The organism is Roseovarius amoyensis (genome assembly GCF_003260265.1).
Taxonomy (GTDB): domain Bacteria; phylum Pseudomonadota; class Alphaproteobacteria; order Rhodobacterales; family Rhodobacteraceae; genus Roseovarius; species Roseovarius amoyensis.
The window spans coordinates 97,648-118,070 of record NZ_QITQ01000010.1 but is presented as its reverse complement, the minus strand read 5'-3'; the positions used below and the strand labels follow the sequence as shown (position 1 = coordinate 118,070).

General features: G+C 62.9%; 24 protein-coding genes. 2 read left to right on the top strand and 22 right to left on the bottom strand.

The window, feature by feature from the left end:
• Window positions 1–2 precede the first annotated feature (2 nt).
• Genes trbK-alt through trbB form a run of 6 tightly spaced genes read right to left on the bottom strand, consistent with a single transcriptional unit; the run spans window position 3 to window position 5,161 of the window.
• Window positions 3–290 (bottom strand): putative entry exclusion protein TrbK-alt, encoded by a 288-nt coding sequence (gene trbK-alt / locus DL899_RS10750; protein ID WP_111734349.1) that lies wholly within the window; start codon window positions 288–290, stop codon window positions 3–5.
• Between the two features lie 17 nt (window positions 291–307).
• On the bottom strand, window positions 308–1,090 hold the full coding sequence (gene trbJ / locus DL899_RS10745) for a P-type conjugative transfer protein TrbJ (protein WP_111734348.1): 783 nt from the start codon (window positions 1,088–1,090) through the stop codon (window positions 308–310).
• Entirely contained in the window at window positions 1,087–3,597 is a 2,511-nt protein-coding gene (gene trbE, locus DL899_RS10740) for a conjugal transfer protein TrbE (protein WP_111734347.1), read from the bottom strand. The genes trbJ and trbE overlap by 4 nt, the downstream gene beginning before the upstream one ends.
• Window positions 3,598–3,603: 6 nt before the next feature.
• Window positions 3,604–3,885, bottom strand: coding sequence for a VirB3 family type IV secretion system protein (locus DL899_RS10735; protein ID WP_111734346.1), 282 nt, complete (start codon window positions 3,883–3,885; stop codon window positions 3,604–3,606).
• Window positions 3,885–4,217: a TrbC/VirB2 family type IV secretion system protein gene (locus tag DL899_RS10730; RefSeq protein ID WP_111734345.1), complete on the bottom strand. Its 333-nt coding sequence runs from the start codon at window positions 4,215–4,217 to the stop codon at window positions 3,885–3,887. The genes DL899_RS10735 and DL899_RS10730 overlap by 1 nt, the downstream gene beginning before the upstream one ends.
• Window positions 4,214–5,161 (bottom strand): P-type conjugative transfer ATPase TrbB, encoded by a 948-nt coding sequence (gene trbB / locus DL899_RS10725; protein ID WP_476705483.1) that lies wholly within the window; start codon window positions 5,159–5,161, stop codon window positions 4,214–4,216. Before trbB ends, DL899_RS10730 begins: the two co-directional genes overlap by 4 nt.
• Before the next feature lie 819 nt (window positions 5,162–5,980).
• Here trbB and DL899_RS10720 point away from each other — a divergent pair.
• Both DL899_RS10720 and DL899_RS10715 read left to right on the top strand, forming a co-directional pair.
• Window positions 5,981–7,291 (top strand): DUF5623 domain-containing protein, encoded by a 1,311-nt coding sequence (locus tag DL899_RS10720; protein ID WP_162685556.1) that lies wholly within the window; start codon window positions 5,981–5,983, stop codon window positions 7,289–7,291.
• A 74-nt stretch (window positions 7,292–7,365) separates the two neighbouring features.
• The gene (locus tag DL899_RS10715; protein WP_111734342.1) at window positions 7,366–7,647 is read left to right on the top strand and encodes a hypothetical protein; all 282 of its coding nucleotides are present in this window, start codon (window positions 7,366–7,368) and stop codon (window positions 7,645–7,647) included.
• A 69-nt stretch (window positions 7,648–7,716) separates the two neighbouring features.
• On the opposite strand, the gene DL899_RS10710 is transcribed toward DL899_RS10715, so the two are convergent.
• The 16 genes from DL899_RS10710 to DL899_RS10640 form a co-directional block, all read right to left on the bottom strand.
• Window positions 7,717–9,114 (bottom strand): hypothetical protein, encoded by a 1,398-nt coding sequence (locus DL899_RS10710; protein ID WP_162685555.1) that lies wholly within the window; start codon window positions 9,112–9,114, stop codon window positions 7,717–7,719.
• A gap of 525 nt (window positions 9,115–9,639) precedes the next feature.
• Complete coding sequence (locus tag DL899_RS10705) at window positions 9,640–10,068, bottom strand: CopG family transcriptional regulator (protein ID WP_111734340.1); 429 nt, start codon at window positions 10,066–10,068, stop codon at window positions 9,640–9,642.
• 2 nt (window positions 10,069–10,070) lie between these two features.
• Window positions 10,071–12,056 carry a conjugal transfer protein TraG gene (locus tag DL899_RS10700; protein WP_111734339.1) on the bottom strand — a complete coding sequence of 662 codons (1,986 nt, stop codon included), beginning with the start codon at window positions 12,054–12,056 and terminating at the stop codon, window positions 10,071–10,073.
• A gap of 27 nt (window positions 12,057–12,083) precedes the next feature.
• Window positions 12,084–13,838, bottom strand: a complete 1,755-nt coding sequence (locus tag DL899_RS10695) for a relaxase/mobilization nuclease domain-containing protein (RefSeq protein WP_111734338.1) — start codon at window positions 13,836–13,838, stop codon at window positions 12,084–12,086.
• Between the two features lie 243 nt (window positions 13,839–14,081).
• The gene (locus DL899_RS10690) at window positions 14,082–14,846 is read right to left on the bottom strand and encodes a lytic transglycosylase domain-containing protein (RefSeq protein WP_111734337.1); all 765 of its coding nucleotides are present in this window, start codon (window positions 14,844–14,846) and stop codon (window positions 14,082–14,084) included.
• Window positions 14,847–14,848: 2 nt separating this feature from the next.
• Window positions 14,849–15,184, bottom strand: coding sequence for a DUF736 domain-containing protein (locus DL899_RS10685; RefSeq protein WP_111734336.1), 336 nt, complete (start codon window positions 15,182–15,184; stop codon window positions 14,849–14,851).
• A 66-nt stretch (window positions 15,185–15,250) separates the two neighbouring features.
• Window positions 15,251–15,793, bottom strand: coding sequence for a S26 family signal peptidase (locus DL899_RS10680; RefSeq protein WP_111734335.1), 543 nt, complete (start codon window positions 15,791–15,793; stop codon window positions 15,251–15,253).
• Entirely contained in the window at window positions 15,790–16,311 is a 522-nt protein-coding gene (locus DL899_RS10675) for a DUF2840 domain-containing protein (protein ID WP_111734334.1), read from the bottom strand. Before DL899_RS10675 ends, DL899_RS10680 begins: the two co-directional genes overlap by 4 nt.
• Window positions 16,308–16,562, bottom strand: a complete 255-nt coding sequence (locus DL899_RS10670; RefSeq protein ID WP_111734333.1) for a hypothetical protein — start codon at window positions 16,560–16,562, stop codon at window positions 16,308–16,310. Before DL899_RS10670 ends, DL899_RS10675 begins: the two co-directional genes overlap by 4 nt.
• Window positions 16,559–17,212: a ParA family partition ATPase gene (gene parA, locus DL899_RS10665; RefSeq protein ID WP_111734332.1), complete on the bottom strand. Its 654-nt coding sequence runs from the start codon at window positions 17,210–17,212 to the stop codon at window positions 16,559–16,561. The genes DL899_RS10670 and parA overlap by 4 nt, the downstream gene beginning before the upstream one ends.
• A complete protein-coding gene (locus tag DL899_RS10660; protein WP_476705482.1) occupies window positions 17,209–18,288 on the bottom strand; it encodes a replication initiator protein A in 1,080 nt (359 codons plus the stop codon). Before DL899_RS10660 ends, parA begins: the two co-directional genes overlap by 4 nt.
• Before the next feature lie 114 nt (window positions 18,289–18,402).
• Window positions 18,403–18,684, bottom strand: a complete 282-nt coding sequence (locus DL899_RS10655; protein ID WP_093412520.1) for a helix-turn-helix transcriptional regulator — start codon at window positions 18,682–18,684, stop codon at window positions 18,403–18,405.
• Between the two features lie 137 nt (window positions 18,685–18,821).
• Window positions 18,822–19,331 carry a DUF2285 domain-containing protein gene (locus tag DL899_RS10650; protein ID WP_239494677.1) on the bottom strand — a complete coding sequence of 170 codons (510 nt, stop codon included), beginning with the start codon at window positions 19,329–19,331 and terminating at the stop codon, window positions 18,822–18,824.
• Window positions 19,273–19,596 carry a transcriptional regulator domain-containing protein gene (locus DL899_RS20245; protein WP_420820973.1) on the bottom strand — a complete coding sequence of 108 codons (324 nt, stop codon included), beginning with the start codon at window positions 19,594–19,596 and terminating at the stop codon, window positions 19,273–19,275. Before DL899_RS20245 ends, DL899_RS10650 begins: the two co-directional genes overlap by 59 nt.
• Before the next feature lie 106 nt (window positions 19,597–19,702).
• The gene (locus DL899_RS10645) at window positions 19,703–19,966 is read right to left on the bottom strand and encodes a DNA -binding domain-containing protein (protein WP_476705481.1); all 264 of its coding nucleotides are present in this window, start codon (window positions 19,964–19,966) and stop codon (window positions 19,703–19,705) included.
• 105 nt (window positions 19,967–20,071) lie between these two features.
• Window positions 20,072–20,320 (bottom strand): helix-turn-helix domain-containing protein, encoded by a 249-nt coding sequence (locus DL899_RS10640; protein ID WP_058099626.1) that lies wholly within the window; start codon window positions 20,318–20,320, stop codon window positions 20,072–20,074.
• Between the last annotated feature and the right edge of the window lie 103 nt (window positions 20,321–20,423).

The following is a 20,423-nucleotide window of genomic DNA, read 5'->3' as shown; positions in this document are numbered from 1 at the left end:
GCTCACTGATCTCCCGAATGCTGCGGCACTTCAGATGCAGGCGTCCGGCCGAGGAAGCGGTCTCGGCTCTCGGCCCAGGCGGCGAGGCAATCGGCATCGCTGGCGGCAGCCTCGCCGAACTGCTGGCACCTGCGTAGTGTCGCGCGGAGAGGATCGGCTGGCGGCTGGAGCGCGGGCGCGGTGCTGGCCGGCGCGGGCCCCTCCTCCTGTGTGACCTCGATCACTGTGGCGGTGATCGCGATCGCCACGAACACGATGGCCGCGATCCGGGCCAACACCTTTCCGTCCATCGTCTCCCCTCCCGGCCTCAGTTGAACATCTGCGCGTTGCCGGGCTGGTAGCCCGCGCCCGGCGTCAGGAAGCGCTCGCGCTGGATGCGGCCCTGTTCGGCAGCGGTGGCGCGCTCGGCCTCGGTCAGCGCATTGGCGCGGCCGTTTGCCGAGATCACCGCGATCAGGTCCGAGAGCTGCTGCGATTGCAGTGCGAGGAACTGGTTGCCGGCCTGAGTGGCCTGCAGAGCACCGACCGCGTTCTGGCTCTGCCCCACAAGCGCGGACATCTCGGCACGGTTGGCATCGATATTGCCGACGACACCTGCCTGCACGCGCATGGCATCCTGCAGGCCACCGACGGTGTTCTCCCAACGGGACCGCGCCTCGGCGATCAGTTGCTGGTCGGTCGCCGTCAGGGAAAGGTTGCCATAGTCCTGCTGGAACATCTGGTCGATGCTCTGCACGTCGAAGGCGATGTTCTGCGCCTGCGCCAGGAGTTGCTGTGTGCGGCTGACGCCCTGCTGGATCTGCTGGAGCGCGGAATACGGCAGGTTGGCGAGATTGCGCGCCTGGTTGATCAGCATCTGCGCTTCGTTCTGGAGCTGTGCGACCTGGTTGTTGATCTGCTCCAGAGCGCGCGCCGCGGTCAGGAGATTTTCGGCGTGGTTGGTCGGGTCGTAGACGATGAACGGACCGCCGCCGATGCCGAAGAGCGCATGGGCGGGTGGCGCTGCGATGGGCGACATGGCAATGGGCATCGCCAGCGCGAGGGCGAGCAGCGGCGTGCCGGCGGACCGAAACGTGATCTTGCGAGTCATGGTGTGATCTCCTCTTCTTCAAGGTCGATGTCGGCGTCCTCAACAACAGCGGTGGTCGAAGAGGCCCCCTCTGCGTCGATGGCGAGATCGGTGAGGTCGGGGATAAGCTCGGCGGCCCAATCGAGGCCATGCGCCTTCAGCCAGGGGACGAGGAACCCGTCTCGGCCGTGCCCGGCGCAGATCTCGGCAATCAGCGCATGATCCGATTTGGACGATGCCGCGCAAAGGGCCAGTCCGACATCGCTGAGACCCAGCTCGAACAGCCGGTTACCGCGCCGCGACTGACAGTAGTAGTCGCGTTTGGGCGTGGCCCGCGCGAGGATCTCGATCTGCCGGTCATTGAGGCCGAAGCGGCGATAGATAGCCGTGATCTGCGGCTCGATAGCCCGCTCGTTCGGCAACAGGAGCCGCGTCGGGCAGCTTTCGATGATCGCCGGCGCGATGGTACTGCCATCGATGTCGCTGAGGCTCTGCGTCGCGAAGATCACCGAGGCGTTCTTCTTCCTCAGCGTCTTCAGCCATTCGCGGAGCTGCTCGGCGAAGGCATCGTCATCGAGCGCCAGCCAGCCCTCGTCGATGATGAGCAGCGTGGGTCGCCCGTCGAGCCGATCGCCGATCCGGTGGAACAGGTAAGAGAGGACGGCGGGCGCCGCGCCGGTTCCCACCAGCCCCTCGATCTCGAAGGCCTGCACATCCGCCGATCCCAGCTGTTCGGTCTCGGCATCGAGCAGCCGGCCATAGGGTCCACCCACGCAGTATGCGCGGAGCGCCTGCTTCAAATCGTTGGATTGCAGCAGGACCGCGAGGCCGGTCATGGTCCGCTCGCCCACAGGGGCCGAGGCCAGCGAGGTCAGTGCCGTCCAGATATGTTCCTTCACATCCGGGGTGATCTGGATGTTCTCGCGCGTCAGGATGGCGACGATCCAGTCAGCCGCCCAGGCGCGCTCGGAGGTCTCGTGAATGCGGGCCAGCGGTTGTAGCGAGACAGAGCACTCGGCAGCGTCGGTCAGCTCTCCGCCGAGGTCATGCCAGTCGCCGCCCATCGCGAGCGAAGCGGCGCGGATAGAACCGCCGAAGTCGAAGGCGAAGACCTGGCTGCGCGAGTACCGCCGGAACTGAAGCGCCATCAGCGCCAGCAACACGGATTTGCCGGCGCCGGTCGGGCCGACGACGAGGGTGTGACCGACATCCCCGACATGAAGAGAAAACCGGAACGGGGTGGAGCCTTCGGTCCTGGCGTAGAGCAACGGAGCGTCGTTGAAATGTTCGTCCCGCGCCTCGCCCGCCCAGACCGCCGAGAGCGGGATCATATGGGCGAGATTCAATGTGCTGATCGGTGGCTGCCGGACATTGGCATAGGCATGGCCGGGCAGACTTCCGAGCCAGGCATCGACGGCGTTGACCGTCTCGACCATGACAGTGAAATCGCGGGACTGGACGATCTTCTCGACCAGCCGCAGCTTCTCGTCAGCGCGGCGGACGTCCTCGTCCCAGACCGTGATCGTGGCCGTGACATAGGCCATGCCGGCCACATCAGCGCCGAGTTCCTGCAGGGCCATGTCCGCATCAGCGGCCTTGTTCGCAGCATCGGTATCGAGCAGCGCGGATTGCTCGTTAGTCATCACCTCCTTGAGGATCGCGGCGATGCTCTTGCGTTTGGCAAACCACTGACGGCGTATCCGGGTCAGCAGCTTGGTTGCATCCAGCTTGTCCATGAGGATGGCCCGGGTCGACCAGCGATAGGGAAAGGCCAGCCGGTTCAACTCGTCGAGCAGGCCCGGCGTCGTGACACCAGGAAAGCCGGTGATCGTCAGGACGCGAAGGTGATGATTGCCCAGGCGCGGCTCCAGCCCGCCGGCCAGCGCCTGGTCGGGCAAGAGTGCATCGAGATAGACCGGCACCTCGGGCACGCGCACACGGTGCCGGTTGGTCGAAATCGTCGAATGCAGGTAGGTCAGCGTAGCGGCGTCATCGAGCCAATGGCAGTCCGGCATGAAGCCGTCGAGCAGCGCCAGCACGCGATCGGTGCGGTCGATGAAACCGCGCACCTGTTCCCAGGGGTTCACACCTGAGGTCTCGCGGCCCTCGTAGAGCCAGGATTCTGAGCGTGCCGCATCCTCGGCGGGCGGAAGCCAGAGGAGGGTCAGGAAATAGCCGGAGACGAAGTGGCTTCCCTCTTCTTCGAAGTCGGCCTTGCGCTCGGCATCGACCAGCGCCGATGCTGCATCGGGGAAGGTGCTCACCGGATAGGTGGCAGCCTCGGAGCGCTGTGCTTCCACGAAGATCGCCCACCCGGACCCGAGGCGGCGGAAGGCGTTGTTCAGCCGTCCTGCCACCGCGACCAGTTCGGCCGCGACGGCGCTGTCGAGATCGGGACCCCGAAACTTCGCTGTCCTCTGAAACGAGCCGTCCTTGTTGAGGACCACGCCCTCCCCGACCAGCGCCACCCAGGGCAGGTAGTCGGCGAGGCGCGAGGCGGTGCGGCGGTATTCTGCGAGATTCATCATGGGAGTTCACACCGAGAGATGACCGGGAATGCGCAAATGGCGGCGCGCGACCTCGACGAAGAGCGGATCGCGCCTGGCCGCCCAGACAGCAGCGATGTGGCCGACGGCCCAGATCAGGATCCCGACCAGCCAGAGCTGAAGCCCGAGGCCGACCGCACCGGCGAGCGTGCCATTGAGGATGGCAACTGAGCGCGGGGCGCCGCCGAGCAGGATCGGCTCGGTCAGCGCGCGGTGAACCGGCACGCTGAACCCCGGCACCGCGTCGAGAGCCTCGAAACTCACCGTCATCAGATCAGCGCTCCGCCACCAAAGCTGAAGAAGCTCAGGAAGAAGGACGAGGCCGCAAAGGCGATGGAAATCCCGAAGACGATCTGGATCAGCCGCCGGAAGCCACCGCCGGTATCGCCGAAGGCCAGCGTCAGACCGGTGACAATGATGATGATCACCGCCACGATCTTGGCCACCGGCCCCTCGACGGAGTCGAGGATGGATTGCAGCGGCGCTTCCCAGGGCATGGAAGAGCCGGAGGCGTGGGCAGCCGGAGCGATGAACAGGCTGACATAGGTGGCGGCGGCCGCAGTGGCGATGTGCTGGCGGATGCGCAAGGCGTGATGGATCATTCGAGGTCTCCTGGTTCGTGAGTGGTGAAATCTGAAATGGCAGGTGAAATCCGGTAGTCGCCCTCCGGCCCGAGGCCCTCGACGCAGACGAGTTCGACCAGACGACGCGCGGACCCTCGACCGGCCAGGACGGCCACGAGGTCGATGGTCTCCGCGATCATGGCCCGCGGCACGGTGACGACGGCTTCCTGGATGAGTTGTTCGAGACGACGTAGCGCGCCGATCCCGGTACCGGCATGGATGGTGCCGATGCCGCCGGGATGGCCGGTGCCCCAGGCTTTGAGCAGGTCAAGCGCCTCGGCGCCACGCACCTCACCGATCGGAATACGATCGGGGCGCAGACGCAGCGAAGAGCGCACCAGATCGGACAGGCTTGCAACGCCGTCCTTGGTGCGCATCGCCACGAGGTTCGGCGCGGCGCATTGCAGCTCTCGGGTGTCCTCGATGATCACGACGCGATCTGAGGTCTTGGATACCTCGGCGAGCAGCGCATTGGTCAGCGTGGTCTTGCCGGTCGAGGTGCCCCCCGCCACCAGGATATTGGCACGGCTCGCAACCGCCTGCCGCAGCGCCTCGGCCTGCGTCGGGGTCATGATCCCGGCGGCGACGTAGTCCTCGAGTGTGAACACAGCGACGGCCGGCTTGCGAATGGCGAACGCGGGGGCTGCCACGACGGGAGGCAGCAGCCCCTCGAAACGCTCGCCGGTTTCCGGGAGCTCCGCAGAGACGCGCGGGGACAGGCCATGAACTTCGACGCCAACATGATGCGCGACCAGCCGAACGATGCGCTCGCCATCGGCTGCGCTCAGCATCTTGCCGCTATCGGCGAGCCCCTCGGAAAGTCGGTCGACCCAGAGCCGCCCATCGGGGTTGAGCATCACCTCGACGGTCATGGGGTCGTCCAGAAACCCGGCGATCGCCGGCCCGAGCGCGGTGCGCAGCATCCGCGCGCCTCTCCGGATCACCTCTGGTCTCTGATCGGTCTTTGCCATGCCGGCCCCGCTCCTTTGCAGGCGCCTCCAACAGGCCACCCTGGATCGGGTCGATTAAGAAAGCCGTAAATGCATACGGCTCAACAGGCTTCCGAGGGGCGTAGTAGCGTGGCGTGTAAAGACAGGAAAACGGCGACTTTGCCCCCCAGTTCTGAACTGGGCAACGATATGCAGTGAGGCGCACCTTGAAACTAAGAAACAGATGAGAGGAAGTGCAGTTCCTGCGGGGCATCGACCATTGGTATCTTGAAAGATCACTTACACGCTATAAGCGCCAGGATTCCCGCGGAGTCGGGACAGAAACCTAATTCCATGGCCTCTACATGGTTGGTAGATGATAGGCGCGCCATTTTGAAAAAACAGCCACTCTCGGCCGCGAGCCTCACTCATCAGCGATAAATCCGCCGCTCGATCGGCAGCGCATCGACGAACCAACGCGCGATTCTAGCGAATCTAATGACGTTTGCTTGATTACCCATTCTATATGGCCCACTAGGCAACATGGCCGCTGTTTCGTCCTCCCTCTGCTACACGATTGCGGCTCCTTGAGGCCTATAGATCTTTCTTGAGGAGTGTGCCCTGTCATGTGTGGGTTGCATAATTTCGTGTTTCACGCTATGGCTAAGATGCTCTTGGCAGGAGCATGGCACTCGCCGTTCCGAAGCTGCAGGCAGCACTGCCCGAAAATCTTTCTAACGATCCCAATCAGCTAACACTCTGGCTTGTAGGGCGGTAGGCGAGTGACGTTCAGTGTCAAGCCGGGAGATAGCTATGCTGATCGATGGTCCACGACCCACCACCCTTGTTGGGGTGAAACGCCTTGCCAAGCAGTTGAAGAAGACAAACGGAATCAAGCATTCTGATGCGCTTGATCTCGCTGCCAAGTCTGCCGATTGTGTCAATTTTCGCCATGCGCAACGCACTTTGCCCGCCAGTGAGTTCACGAGATCCAAGCCCTATGTGTTGTTGACGATCTACTGGAGCGACAAGAAGCGGGGCCACCGCTGTGGGCGGGAGACATTGCGGACTGAGCTTTCCACACCGATCCTCGACCTCTGCTCCAAAAGTGCGCTCAAATACGTCCGCGGTTTCGGCACCCTTCGAATGGTTGCCGAAGACCATTTCGTCTGTGATGACATCGCCCCTTCGCAGGAGTACGCGAGGGATCAGCTTTGCGCTGCCGAGCGGTCGCTTCGTTTCATGGAGCATACCGGATTGCGTCCAAATCGAGACCGCAAGAAATATCCCAGAGTTCTGGACACCGATAAACTCCCCAACATCGACCATTCCACAGACTGGGTAGACCCGGCTAGCGAGCAATTTGTACTGATCGACGAGCCTTACGGCAATGTGCCCGACGAGACAGAACGCGCCGCTTGGGCGGATCGCAATGGTTGGAGGATCGCAAAGGCGTCATGGCCTGGGATGTACCGCCCCTACGAATGTGATCTCTATGTTGGGATCGACGCACGCTCTGGATACGACCTTGAAGCTCTCGTGGCAAAGATCTGTGCCATGCCAGCTCCGGTCGTTAGCGAAAACTGGACGGGCGAATCTGTATCTTCGTGGGAGACGTTTCTCAGCCCAATGGCGAAGACGAAACAGGACGAACGGCGCGCAAGGTGCAAGGGGATGATCTATCCCTCTGCGAGTAAGGCGACCGTACCCTATAACTACAACCCCGGGTGTTCTCTCCGCCGTCCTGTGGGCGAGCTTGGAATTAATGGTCATGTGCAGGCGGGGCGGGTGATTAAGGCCGTGATGTCATCGCAGTATGCGACGGATGGGGTTTATACGCGTTTGAGCGCGCTTCGCTCAGATCTCGAGGCTTGGTTGAGTCTGGAGATTGGCCCGGGGCAACTCGAGGGCCCTGAGTTTTTTGAGGTATACTATAGAAAAACTGATGATGATAAGGTTTTTCAGAAGTCAATGACTGCTGCTGGCGACTTTGTCGAAGCTCTTCGCGAGCTAGCAAGTCTGTTTAGGAAAGCCTATCCAGATTGTGCCCCACTTCGCCAACAGCTTCGAAGGATTGAAATGAGTGCAACAATAATCGAGAAATCGAGACGACTTGCGTCTTAAACCAAATAATGACTTCGCTCGCAACAGATTAGTTATAGGTGCGGCGAAAGCCAAACTAAGGAAAACCTTTGATCATGGACTATCCGGCAATTTGTAGGGAAGCTTTTGCTCTGGTCGACGATATCGGCAACGGAGCTTTCAACAACGAGTTCAGTGAACGCGGAACACTTGCAACGACCGTTCAGGTCGTCATGCCTGTCCTCGCGATTTTTCGTGAGTTGGACCCGGATGACCTGAATTCAGTCGTTGATGCGCAGTCTCGGCTTTCCGCACTTGCTTCAGCAGAGCAGGGAGTGTTTTCGCGCTATCCTGCTTTGGCTGCTTTTGCGCTTGGTGAGAGCATCGTCGTTCAATAATTCTAACAAGGGTATCATCGGGTCGAGCGAGGCAAAAGCTTGCCTCGCTTTTCTGTTTCGGTCTGATCTCTAGCCAACCTGCTCGTCACCTTTTCCTTCCCTGATGCGTCGCAACAGTTCTTTGTCTCTGGGGTCGACGCCATTCATAATCGCCTCCACCTGAAGGAGGTGTTGTGAGGCACGCCTCAGGTCCCGCGGGATAAGAGCTTCAGTGCTGGTCAGGGCTCTGTCGTCGATTACCTCGTGCCCTTCATGCATCGCCCACCCAAGGAACCCCGCTTCGAAGCGTTTTTTTGTTTCTGCGTCCAGGCAAAGTTCTTGCGTTGGTTGGCCGGCACGTATCCGCAGGACCTGAAAGTCGCGATGAAATCCGCCCCGCCAGTTCTCTGGCAACTTGCCGGACTTTTTCGGCGACTTTGGCATCGGGGTCAGCGCGACTTTCAGGTAGACATCCGGATCGTCAATATTGATCAGGGCCAAAGCTAGATCGAGCGGCTCGCCGAGCGTGCTCTGTGTCCAAATGTTGTGATCGAGGAGGTAATGATCTCCTTCGTGCGTCCAGTATTCGCCGTCGGGGACCCAGAACATAGGCCGATCATCGAGAGGGTCAGGTGCCGTAAACCCAATCGGTTCCCAAACCTGCATGAGTGGCTGGGACAACCTGAACCGGACGCTCCCATGTTCCGCAAATTGTTTCTGACCAAGATGCGGGGCCACTGCTGATGCTAGGCGCAGTGCCAGATCTAGATCGGTGGCCGAGGGCGTATCGCCCTCATCAAGAAGGACCCGCACCCCTTGAGATGCATGGCTTTCGTCAGGCATACGCCCATAAAATTCCGGAATAGACAGCACGCAATCGAAGGGACCGACAACGATCCGAAGCGCATTGCAAGCACTCTGCGCCAAGGTGGGGTACAGCTCGATGGAATTCAGATTTTGGATGGCGTTGTAGACGAGTTGCGCAGCGATCGCTTCAAGATCTGATGCATAGGCTTCGGCGATGCGAATGGCGCCCCCACGATTCAGGATCAGTTTTGCGTAGATGGATGCCTCGCTGTACCCATTCCCTTCCACGACGCTGAGTTCCAAGCCAATGATCGGGTCGCCGGCGTGCCGCATCGCAAATAGCGGGCGGGCTTCTTCAACCAGATAGGCGAGGTCTATTCCATTCCCGGTGTTTTTCAGTTCGGCCAATCGTGCCGGTAATTCTCTGGCGCTTCGATCGACCTCTGGAACCAAGCTGGTGTTCTGCCCTGTCGGCAGGCGAATTTGCTTCGTTTGCTTTGCTTTCAGCGCGCCCCAGTTTGAGCCTGGGGAGATTGCGGCGGCAAGATCGTTCAAGAGAGTCAGCTTGGTCGGGCGATTTTCGCCGGTCCATCGTTCCAGAATTCGGTCGACGCCTTTTGACAGGTTTTCGAGCTTGACAGGGAAGTCTTCGGCTGACCGCACATCAGTGTTCAGGTTCATTTTGCTCATTCCTCTGGCGTACCTCCGAATCCAAATTCAAGCCGTGGGCCCTATAGCAGGAGTCGGAAAGCGCGCAGCTGATTGAGCAAACCGATGAATGTCCAAAAACTCTCGCAAACCAGGATCCAATGGGCCCGGATCAGGTTCGCTGGGTTGGTTTCCACCTGCTGCGCCGACCTGTACCTTACAGCGCGCCAGCCCCAAGTGAGCATAAAGGAATCTACACTGTCTTCTGAGAGCAATCAACAGGAACGATCATTCACCTCAATACAAATAATTCTCCCTCGCCAAGCAAATAAGCTGACACCAGCCGCACACATGTGGTCTGGGACGCACACTACGAGGCTGTCGCCAGGGCGGAGTATTCCCATGATGCAATGCATGGAAGAAACGACCATTCCCGAAGCAGCGCTATAGATCTAGAATAAAATTCCCGAAGGGCCGACCGACGTGGGCTTGTTGACCGTGTACATCTGCACAGCCTACGACGAAAAGCACCTGGCGTCCGCTTGCCTACCTGTCTTCTCATCCCCCACCCCCATCCACATCCTCCGACACCTCCTGCCGCAGCTTCGGCCCTTGCGCCAGGCGCCGACCGAGAGCTGAGATAAACGCCTCGTAGCGCTCCCCTGCTTTCGCCCGTGCCGCCTTGGCCGCGGGTTCCGGCAGAGCGGGTGTTGTCGCAAGCCAGAAACGGATGAATACGGCCAGACTTTCGACGGAGATCCCGACATCCCGCTCCAGCCGGGTGATCCGCCTGTCGATCTGATCCAGGCGCCGGGCCAGAACCGCCTCGCGGCGCTCTGCGTCATCCGGGGAGAGGAAGGATGCGATCGCGGCCTCGGCCACCATCGATTGGGATCGGTCGCGCCGGGCGGCAAACTCCGCCAGCATCTGCATGACCTCGGGATCGAGATAGACCGAGATCTTCGTCTTCTTGCGGCTGGTAGTCATGATCAAAGCTCCATGCCGTCATCGGGATTGAGGGAAACCTGACGCGCGACACCGCGCATCTGCTGCAGGATGCGGCGATTGCGGATGGCGCCATCTTCTTCGTCCTCGGGTGGGTCGAATTCAAACTCGTTCTCGAGAGGCGTCTGCCTGTCGACCGGCTGAGGCTGCGCCAGCTCCGGCTGAAGACGGCGCTCCGACGCTGTCGGGTCCTCATCCTCCGGTACCGTCTCGGATACTGGCTCGAGCTCGTCGTCTTGGGTTGGGACTGCCAGGCTGCTCCAGTCATCTTTCCCCGAAGCGTCCACATCCACCAAGTCGGGTGGCGGCAAGACCCGTTCGGTGAACCGCGTATCTTCGTAATACCGTGCTTTCGTCGCCCGGATCGGCGGTGTACCGGCCACCATGACGATCTCGTCGGAGGGCGGCAGCTGCATGATTTCTCCGGGCGTGAGCAAGGCTCGCGCAGTTTCCGACCGGGACACCATGAGATGGCTGAGCCAGGGCGCCAGACGGTGACCGGCATAGTTCTTCATCGCCTTCATCTCGGTAGCGGTGCCGAGAGCGTCGGACACCCGCTTGGCCGTGCGCTCATCATTGGTCGCGAAGCTCACCCGGACGTGGCAATTGTCGAGGATCGAGTTGTTCGGACCATAGGCCTTCTCGATCTGGTTCAGCGACTGGGCGATGAGGAAGCTCTTAAGCCCGTAGCCCGCCATGAAGGCCAGCGCGCTCTCGAAGAAGTCGAGGCGACCGAGCGCCGGGAACTCGTCGAGCATCAGAAGCAGCCGATGACGGTCATCCTTGCCCTGCAGGTCTTCGGTCAGGCGTCGGCCGATTTGGTTGAGGATCAGGCGGATGAGCGGCTTGGTGCGATTGATGTCAGATGGCGGCACCACGAGATACAGCGTGACGGGGCGCACTCCGCCGACAATGTCACCGATCCGCCAGTCGCAGCGGCGCGTGACCTGGGCGACGACAGGGTCGCGATAGAGGCCAAGGAATGACATCGCCGTCGACAGCACACCGGAGCGTTCATTCTCGGACTTGTTGAGCAACTCGCGAGCGGCACTGGCGACCACCGGATGCGGCCCCGCCTCGCTCAGATGCGACGTCCGCATCATCGCGCGGAGTGTGGACTCCACGGGACGCCGCGGGTCGGACAGGAAGTTGGCGACGCCGGCCAGCGTCTTGTCCTTCTCGGCATAAAGGACATGCAGGATCGCCCCGACGAGCAGGCTGTGGCTGGTCTTCTCCCAGTGGTTTCGCCGCTCCAGGCTCCCCTCGGGGTCGACGAGGATGTCGGCGATGTTCTGGACATCGCGAACCTCCCACTCCCCACGGCGCACTTCCAGCAGGGGGTTGTAGGCCGAAGAGTTCGGATTGGTCGGATCGAAGAGCAGGACCCGACCGTGCTGGGCCCGGTAACCGGCGGTCAACTGCCAGTTCTCGCCCTTGATGTCATGAACGATGGCCGAGCCGGGCCAGGTGAGAAGAGAGGGCACGACAAGCCCTACCCCCTTGCCGGAGCGTGTCGGCGCGAAGCAGAGCACATGCTCCGGCCCATCGTGGCGCAGGTATTCCCTGTCATAGCGACCGAGAACCACGCCATCCGGGTCAAGAAGTCCGGCCGCCTTCACCTCGCCCTTCTCAGCCCATCGGGCAGATCCGTAGGTCGCGACGTTACGGGCCTCGCGGGCGCGCCAGACCGACATCGCAATGGCAACACCGATGGCGATGAAGCCTCCAGAGGCGGCGATGATCCCGCCCGTCGCGAAGACCGGTGGCGCATAGGCCTCGTAGAAATACCACCACCAGAAGATGGCCGGTGGATAGTAGACAGGCGTCCCGAACAGCACGAACCAGGGCGGGCCCAGCTGTGCCTGATAGCCGAGGCTCGCGGCCACGTATTGCGTCGCACCCCAGGTGGTGGCCAGAATGATGAGGAAGACGATGGAGATCTGCCCCCAGAGGATCTTGGTCGCGGACATGACTGTCGCTCCTTTCCGGTGTGTTGATCAGAGGCCGAGGCCGCGCTTGCGGCCAAAGTCCCAGTCCACTCCGCTGTCCCCGCGCGCGACGCCGGTGACATCCCGGCCGAGATGCTTTTCGAGAGACGGAGACCAGGGCACAAGCTGGAACCCGAGCGCGCCGTCAGTTCCATAGCCTTCGATCATCGCAAAGCGACCCGAAGCCAACGCGAGACGCTGGCGATAGATGCCGCTGACGTAGTCACCCGGATCCGCCTTGTTGAATGGCAGCCCGGTCTCCGCTGAGAGCTGCGCGCCAACCGTCTGCAGCTCCCGGTCGCGCAAAGTTCCGAGCAGGCGCCGGGCAAAGACCACCCTGCCGCCCCGCCGCTCGGCCAGCCCTTCCGTGAGCAGGTGCTCGGCCCGGGCTTCCAGGGCCTCCCGGACCTCGGCACCAAACCCCTGCTCCGACAGGGCGAGCGGATCCCGCGCGATGGCATGCCGATCGAGCCAGGTGGCCCCGGACGCGGTCACCTGCGCGGCAAGGTCCAGGTCGGACCGCACCGCCAGTGCGACGCGACGCTGGCCGCGCGCATCCCCGTAGGAGCGGAGCTCCACGATAGAGCCTGGGGCACTATCGCCGGCAGCGTCGAGATGGGGCAGACGGATATGGTGGCTCCGGCCATCGACACCATCGACGACAGCATAGGCTGTCCCCTTCAGCTCGTCATCGAGACCCCGCTGGACCAGACGACCGATGACGGGAACATCGAGCCTCTCCGAGGCAAGCACAAAGCTCGAGGACCCGCGCTCTATCCCCCGGTCCGTCAGGGCACAATGCATCCGCTTGATGATGTCGCCACGCTCACCCATCTCGCGCAGGACCGCCTCGGCATCGTCCCTGATATGCCATTGTGCCTGGCCGAGCTGGTCGGCAACGCCGAGCACTTCCAGCCGGCGCAGACGCCCGACCTTCAGCGGGTGAAGCGCATCCGGCTGCCGATCCGCATCCGGCGCCATGTCGAGGATGCGCGAACGCCCCGCATCCCGCAGCAACTGACGGTCGAGCTGCGTCCAGCGCTCGGTCCCGATCTGTCGCTCAAGCGTCCGGCGGATGTCGAGATCGCTACGTGGGCCCAGTTCCTGGGTGATGAGATCCCCTGCCCTGTCGCGCAGCCCCTCCTTGATGTAGTCCCGCGAGATCACGAGATCCTGGTCGTCGTCGCGCACACCCCGAACGATCAGGTGAACGTGCGGATGCGCGGTGTTCCAGTGATCGACGCCGACCCAGTCAAGTGAAGTGCCGAGATCCCGTTCCATACGCCCGACGAGATCGCGGGTGAAGGATTGCAGGTCCGACATGTCCGGCGCGTCGTCGGGCGAGACGATGAACCGGAAATGATGACGGTCATCGCGACACCGCTCGGCAAAGGTCCGGCCATCGGGATCCTCCGTTCCCGATCCGAAGAGCCTGGCCTTCTCCCCGTCCCGGGTCACGCCGTCCCGGCGCAGGTAATCGAGGTGGGCTCCGAGAGGCGCGGATTTCCCGCTGTGCCGCACCACACGCGCCTTGACCACCGCGCCGCGCGTGCGGGCGGTGATGAGGCGGTTGGCCTGAATGCTGGCGCGCTGACCACGCCCGAAGCGGGACCGATTGCCCGGGGTGACGCGCCCGGCCCGCGAGACACCACCCCCGGCCTTTTTCGCGGCAGCCAGAGCCTGCGCGATGAAGGGCCGGGCCTGCTGCGCCCGGGTGGAGCGGATACGCCCCGGGCGGATGCGGAACTCGCGATCATCGGGCATGGGAAATCCCCGCACAGTGCGAAACAACGCAAAAGATCAGAGTGTTAGGCACATTTCGCACGGTGCGCGCACACGCCACACGGTGCGGAACGCGGCGAAAACATGAACAAAAACAACCGCCCAACCGACGCGCACCGTGCGCCCTTTTATCCTGCCATCCTTCGGTCGTGGTGCCTGCCGCCACCCCTCGCGCCCTCCGAGACACGCCAGAGCACGACGGAATGCGAAGTGTCGTCGCGCGGGTCATGGCCGAACCTCACCAGTCTCCCGCTGGACAAAGAGGCCTTCAGGCTGCGGGGTGATGCCCGTCTGGGGCGACGCCGGGACGGGTGAAGCAGCGCCGCCGACGGTCCGGTGAGGCGACACAGAACCGATAGCAGACGCGCCGTCGTCGCGGCTGATGAAGAGCGCCGCCTCACGCCAATCGAGCGGCCGGGCTGCAGTGACAGCGATGCCCGATGGCCGCTCGCCAAGCAGAACGGGCGCAAGCGCAGCGACATAGGCGCGTGTCTCGGCGGGCAGCGGACGGTCCGCCAAGCGGTATTCGTCGTAGCGGGAGGGACCGGCGTTATAGGCGGCCAGCATCGCCGCGACATTGCCGTAGCGATCCCACATCTCGCGAAGATAGGCCGTGCCCGCGAGGATGTTGTCACGCGGCTCAAAAGGGTCTCGGCCGAGGCCATGACGGATGCGCAGCCCGGCCCAGGTGTCGGGCATGACCTGCATCAACCCCATCGCGCCAGCGGAAGAAACCGCACGCAGATCGCCCGCACTCTCTGCCCGCATCACGGCCATGATCCAGGTCGTCGGTATGCCGAAGCGCTGCGATGCCTCGGTGACTTGGGCGGCGTAGGGATGCACGGCGATTGCGTGTTCGGACACAGCGGTTTGCGCCAAGAGCGGCTGCGTGGCGGTGACCGGGATGAGGAGGCCGGAAAGAAGAAGGAGGAGAATGCGGTGGCAGATGCCACCGCTCCCCGAGGCGGGACGGGTGCAGGACATGATCATGGTCAGTCCTGCTCGTCGCGTTTCTTAGGGCGGGTCCAGTGCAACCCCCAGTCCCTGCCCTCCTCATCCGACTGGAACAGGCGGGCGCGGATCGGATGCCGGAAAACCGGATCATCGAGCAGGACCGAAACGAACGCCCCTGCGGTCTCGCCGGTATGTTTCCAGCCCGCGCCAACCTCCGGACCCTCCTCGTCACCGAGGTGGATACGATAGGCAGGAGCCTTCTCGGTATCGACGTTATCGGTTGGAACAAAGGTAAGCTCCAAGTCGAGTGAGAGCGTGCGAAGTTGTCCGGAATAGCCGGACGGGGTGCGTGTGAATTGACCAATCTGTGGCATTGGAGGCTCCTTCCTAATGCGGTGAATGGGAGGCAGGCCGCTCGCACGCCCCGCCATGGACGCGCGTCACCGCTCCGCCGCGTGCCAGTCGAGGCGGCCATCGCCAACCTCATCTGTGAACAGTGGACTGGCCCGACCGATCACCGCCGAGGTCGGGAACGGGCCGAAGTAGCGGCCGTCGAAACTGTCAGCGACCGCCGGGTTCATCAGGAAGACCTCGCCCTCCGCGATGGTGCGACAGCCCTGCCAGACGGGAAGATCGCGGCCCTGGCTGTCGCGCTCTCGCGCCTCCCCCAGGTGTCTGCCATCGATGGTGATCGCGGCGCCGTCACGGCAGACCCGTTGTCCCGGCAGCCCGATGACGTGCTTCAGGATCGGCACATCGCGACCGACATAGCCGCGCGCGACCATGAAAACCGCAAGGGGTTCGGGCGGCATGACCACGACCAGATCTGGCACCGCGAGCCGGTCCACCGGCGCGATGGTGTAGAAACCAATCGGCACGCTGGCCGAGGCGTTCCAGACCAGCCGTGGCGCAGTCGGAATGCTGCCGGCGATGACGGCGGCAAGCGCCGCAACCGTCACCATGATGTAGCGGACACGGGTCATTTTCCGATCTCCCGACGCCGGAGCCATGCGGCATGGCGTTCCGCCGAATAAGGACGCGGCGCTTCGCCCGCCTTCATCCAGTGGGCGACATGGCGCCAGTGGTCGGGGTCGACCTCGGCAGGGTCGATGCCGAAACCCTCGATCGCATCGACATGACGCAGAACCTCTTCGACCTTGGGCCAGCCTTCGACCTTCAACAAAATCTCGCCACCGGGACGCACGAAGGGCAGCGTCTGACAGGCGCTGCCAGGCGCGATCGTGCGCACGATGTCGATGCGCGAGACGACGGTTCCATAGTCATTCGCCGCCCAGCGGACGAAGCCAAATACGGCGCCGGGACGGAAGAAGACGATGCGGCGGCTGCGGTCGAGGATCTGCGTTCCGGCCTCCTGGCCGAACCTGATCCAAAACTCGATCCGCTTCTCCACCCAGGTCAGTTCCACGCGCGTCAGCTCGCCGCGGAAACGGGCATCGAACGATCCGTCTCCGGTCACGCCGGGGATCACAAAGCCGGTCATTGAAGTTCTCCTTCGGGTTCCGGATATTCGCGCCCGAGCAACTCGCGCAGCGTGTCAGCGACAGTGACGCCGCGGCTAAAAGCTGCGACCTCGATGCGACCGCGCAGGTCCGGGGTGATGTCGATGGTGAGCCGGGCCCTATAGATCGCCGCCGCGCGACCGTGTGCGGTTGGCGCCTCGCCAGCCTTGATCCAGGTCTCGGCATCGACTGGCCGCGCGGCGAAACCACGCTTGTCATTGCGCCCGCTCATACCGCCACCTTCCCAAGACCGAGGCGCCCGATCTCAGACGTCAGCGCCGCGATCTCTCGGGCAGCATGCGATTGACGGTCGATGTCACTGGCGAGGCGACCGGTTTGCGCCGCATCTGCAAAGACGACGCGCTGACCAATCGTGCTGGCAAGCACAGGAGGATTGTGCTCGGCCAGCGCCTCGGCGGTGTCCCGGGCGATGAGGGTGCGCGCGCCGCAGCGGTTGAGCAGGAAGCGGGCGACAAGTTCCGGCCGATAAATGCGGGCCTCCGCAAGGAGGGACAGCATCTCGGCAGAGGCCCAGCCATCGAATGGCGAGGGCTGTACCGGGATCAGCACCAGATCGGCGGTGAGCCGCGCCGAGCGCATGAGCCCCGCAACACGCGGTGGGCCATCAATAACGACATGATCGACTGGGCGGGCAAGTTCGGGGACTTCACGGTGCAGGGTGTCACGGGCCAGGCCGAGGGTGCCGAAGAGCCGCGGCAGACCTTCGCGGGCGCGTTGCTGCGACCAGTCCAGGGCGGAGCCTTGCGGGTCGGCATCGATCAGGGTGACACGCATGCCCTGTACCGCCAATTCACCAGCAATATGGAGCGCCAGCGTCGTCTTGCCGACGCCACCCTTCTGATTGAGCAGAGCGATGATCATTCGCCACCTCCCGGCAACTCGAGAGGAAGGCGGGGCGCATTTGGATGATCGGAGGCTGCTGCGACACCCTGATCGGAGGCAGTTCGCGGCACCGATGGGGCGACGGCTACCTTCGTCTTGCCGGCCAGACTGAGGCTTTTTGCGGTGGCACGGATGAGGTTTTCCACATCACGCGCGCGCTCTTCAAAGTTAGACTCTTTGTTAGACTCTAAGTTAAGGGCGCGATTTCCGATTTCGTTTCCGTACGTTAACCCCTGTTTGGGTTCCTGATAGCACGAGCCTCCGGTTCCCGATAGCACGATAGCTCGGGTTCCCGATAGCACGAGCCCATTCACAGGTTTTCCACAGCCCGGAGTGGGCTCGAAAGCCAGCAGCTTGCGGCCACCAACGTCTGTCTCGAGAAAGAGCGTGTAGCCCGGCAGCGGCTGCCGCCGGATGATGTCGCGAAGCTCGAAGGCGAAGCGCTTGAAGGGGGACAGCGAACCGGATTTCTGGTGAAGATGATGGAAATCGAAACGCCAACCGTCCCGTTGCCTGCCACCATGCTTGCGCACCAGGCGATAGAGCCAACGGTCAAGCCCGCCAGTCAGGTCGAAATACGCCCGGTCGATGGTGAGGACGAGCGCATTGTCGAGCACGGCCTGGTAGAACCAGTCGGGCACGATCAGCTCGATGCCGTCCGGGCGCCCGTCCCTGTCGCTGCGCTCCTGCCATTCGTTGATCCAGGAGAAACGATGGCGGCGTCCTTCCGCAGGCTGCCGGATCGAGGTGGAGATCGTCGTCGACTGCAGACGATCCAGCGCCGCCTTCAGGCGCTGATAGTCCCGCGCACTGGTTCCGCGACCAACATAGGTGAGGATCTCAAATGGGGTGGCCCCCATCAGCCGGGAGGTGCGCAGCCCCGCGTCACGCGCCTCGACGATCTGGCTCGCCGCCCAGATCAGGATGTCGGCATCCCAGATCGTGGCCATGCCGTGATCGGGAACCGCCTCGACCCGGATGCTGACGCTGCCAGCGGCAAAGTCGATCGGCGCAACGCGCTTCGACTTGGCGAGGGAGAAGAAAGGATAGGCCATGAGGTCCTGCGCATCTCTGGGGGCGAAGTCTCCGGGCAGCGCGCGGAACAGATCGAGCTGTCCGCGCTCGGAGCGGGGTTTGCGTCCATCGGTCATGACGGCATTGCTACTGCGTCAGCGCACGAAGCGGCCGGGCTGCGGCAGATTGGCGAGCGTGTGGCGTTTCGCCGGCAGCACCTGCCCGCGCGGGTCGGATGTCGAAGTGACGGCGCCGCGTCCGACCCAGGCCTGGAGGTCCTCGATCGCATAGACTACACGCCCGCCCAGCTTGTGGTAGGCGGGACCGGTGCCATAGGTCCGGTGCTTCTCCAGCGTCCGAGCCGACAGGCTCAGGAACTGGGCGGCTTCTTTGGTGCGCAGATAGCGCGGGGGAAGTTCGGTTGAGATGGCGGACATCGGGCGTCTCCCTGCTGTGTGTGACCAGTGCCGCGAAACAGCGGCTGATGACGGTCACGATGGCGAAGCGCGTCCGGTCAGATGCAGTGGGAAGGTAGCAGGGGTAAATTCGTACACCGCGGCGCGGAATCGCCGACCTAAAGGCGGCGCTGATGACGAAGGAGCTTGCGATAGCCGCCGGCGATCAGATCACGCCCCTCGCGAAGGAGGCTGGAAACAGCAAAGCGGGCTGAGGAGACCTGCCATTCATCGCGGTCCAGGTGACCGGTACGGAACAGGACCTCGGCGATCTGCTTCTGGGTCGCGCCGTCGAAGGCGGCGTCGGAGGCCTGGAGGACCCGCCGCAGGCGCGCTTTCTGCTGCGCGGTCAGGCGGGTGTCGCGTGGGATTGATCGACGGCGATGCTGGTCCGCCAGGAGCCGCTGGATCGCCTCGATGCGATCAAAGCCCTCGGGACCGAGAGGAACAGTGGCAACAAGCCGACCACGGTCTTTCAGAGGAGCGACGAGATGCAGGTATGTTCCGTCCGGCAGCCTGCGGCGCAGGTGCTTGCCAATGGGGGATGCCCTGCCCTTCGTGGCAACTATCTCATCGCCGGGCGCGCCAGTCTCTCCTGCGAGTGCCTCGGGGGCGACCGCGAGGATCACGGCGCTGGTATCGATTTCGGGGCGCCAGAATATCTCGGCGACAGTCGCGCTCAGACCGGGGCGAACCGGGAAAGCACAGACCCCATCGACGGCCGACCTGATCCCTCAGGTCAGCCCTCTCAGGTGGTGCTCCTGCAAGTTCTGCATAGTCATCTTGATATTCGGGATTGCGGCGCAGGCATTCCCAGCCGAGTTCCGGCGCGGCCAGATCATCGAGATAGTCATAGGCCGCCTGGTCACGCCAATTCGAGCGGTCGGGTTGCATGGCATCGCCTCTCCCCTGGGTTGATCTCAGGAAAGGATTCCGAGAGATCAATCACTTGGGAAGTCTGCCCCAAGGCATCAGGTGATGCGCGGGACGCATCACCTTCTCAGCCGGTGCGCCCCGCGGCCAATTGCCGATAGCCCTCGGAACTTAGCCAGCGAGCGCGTTCAAGATGGGCGTCGTGGACCAGGCGCGCCCGCTCCGGCTCTTTCTGCGTATCGAGGCCCAGGATGATCTGCGCCGCCTCCTGCCAGCTCGCGCCCTCGCCTGCAGCATCGAGCAAACGCATATACTGCGTCATGTGACGACGGTCATACTCCGTCACCACCGCCCCTTGCGGCGGCACACCCTGCAATTCGCCTCTTCTCACGCCCAACCCCATTGCGGTTTGCCAGCATGTTTAGCACGGTTGTTCGATCTTCTTGTGAGCATGGCGACTGCGGAAGTCCCTCTTCGGGGAGACGTGCCGGAAAACTCAGCCCTTCGGGACGGCCTTCGCCTGAACATGCATCACTCCAATCCCCTGGTCGGAGTTCAGGAGCAGAATGCCATTCGCTTCGAACGCCCGTCGAACCTGATCGCGCGTGGTCTCGTAGACCTCGAGTCCGCTTTCGGATTCGAGGCGCTTGAGCGCGGTCAAAGATACCCGGGCCTCATCCGCAAGCTGCTCCTGTGTCCATCCAAGAAGCGCACGCGCGGCCCGCGATTGTCGGGCGGTGATCATGCAGATCACCTCCCATCCGGCCCGGCGCGCACGCCAGAACTACGACTATTATAGTCGCCCTTGAGAGAATCTCCACCGTAATTCTTCTGCGTTTATATCGCGT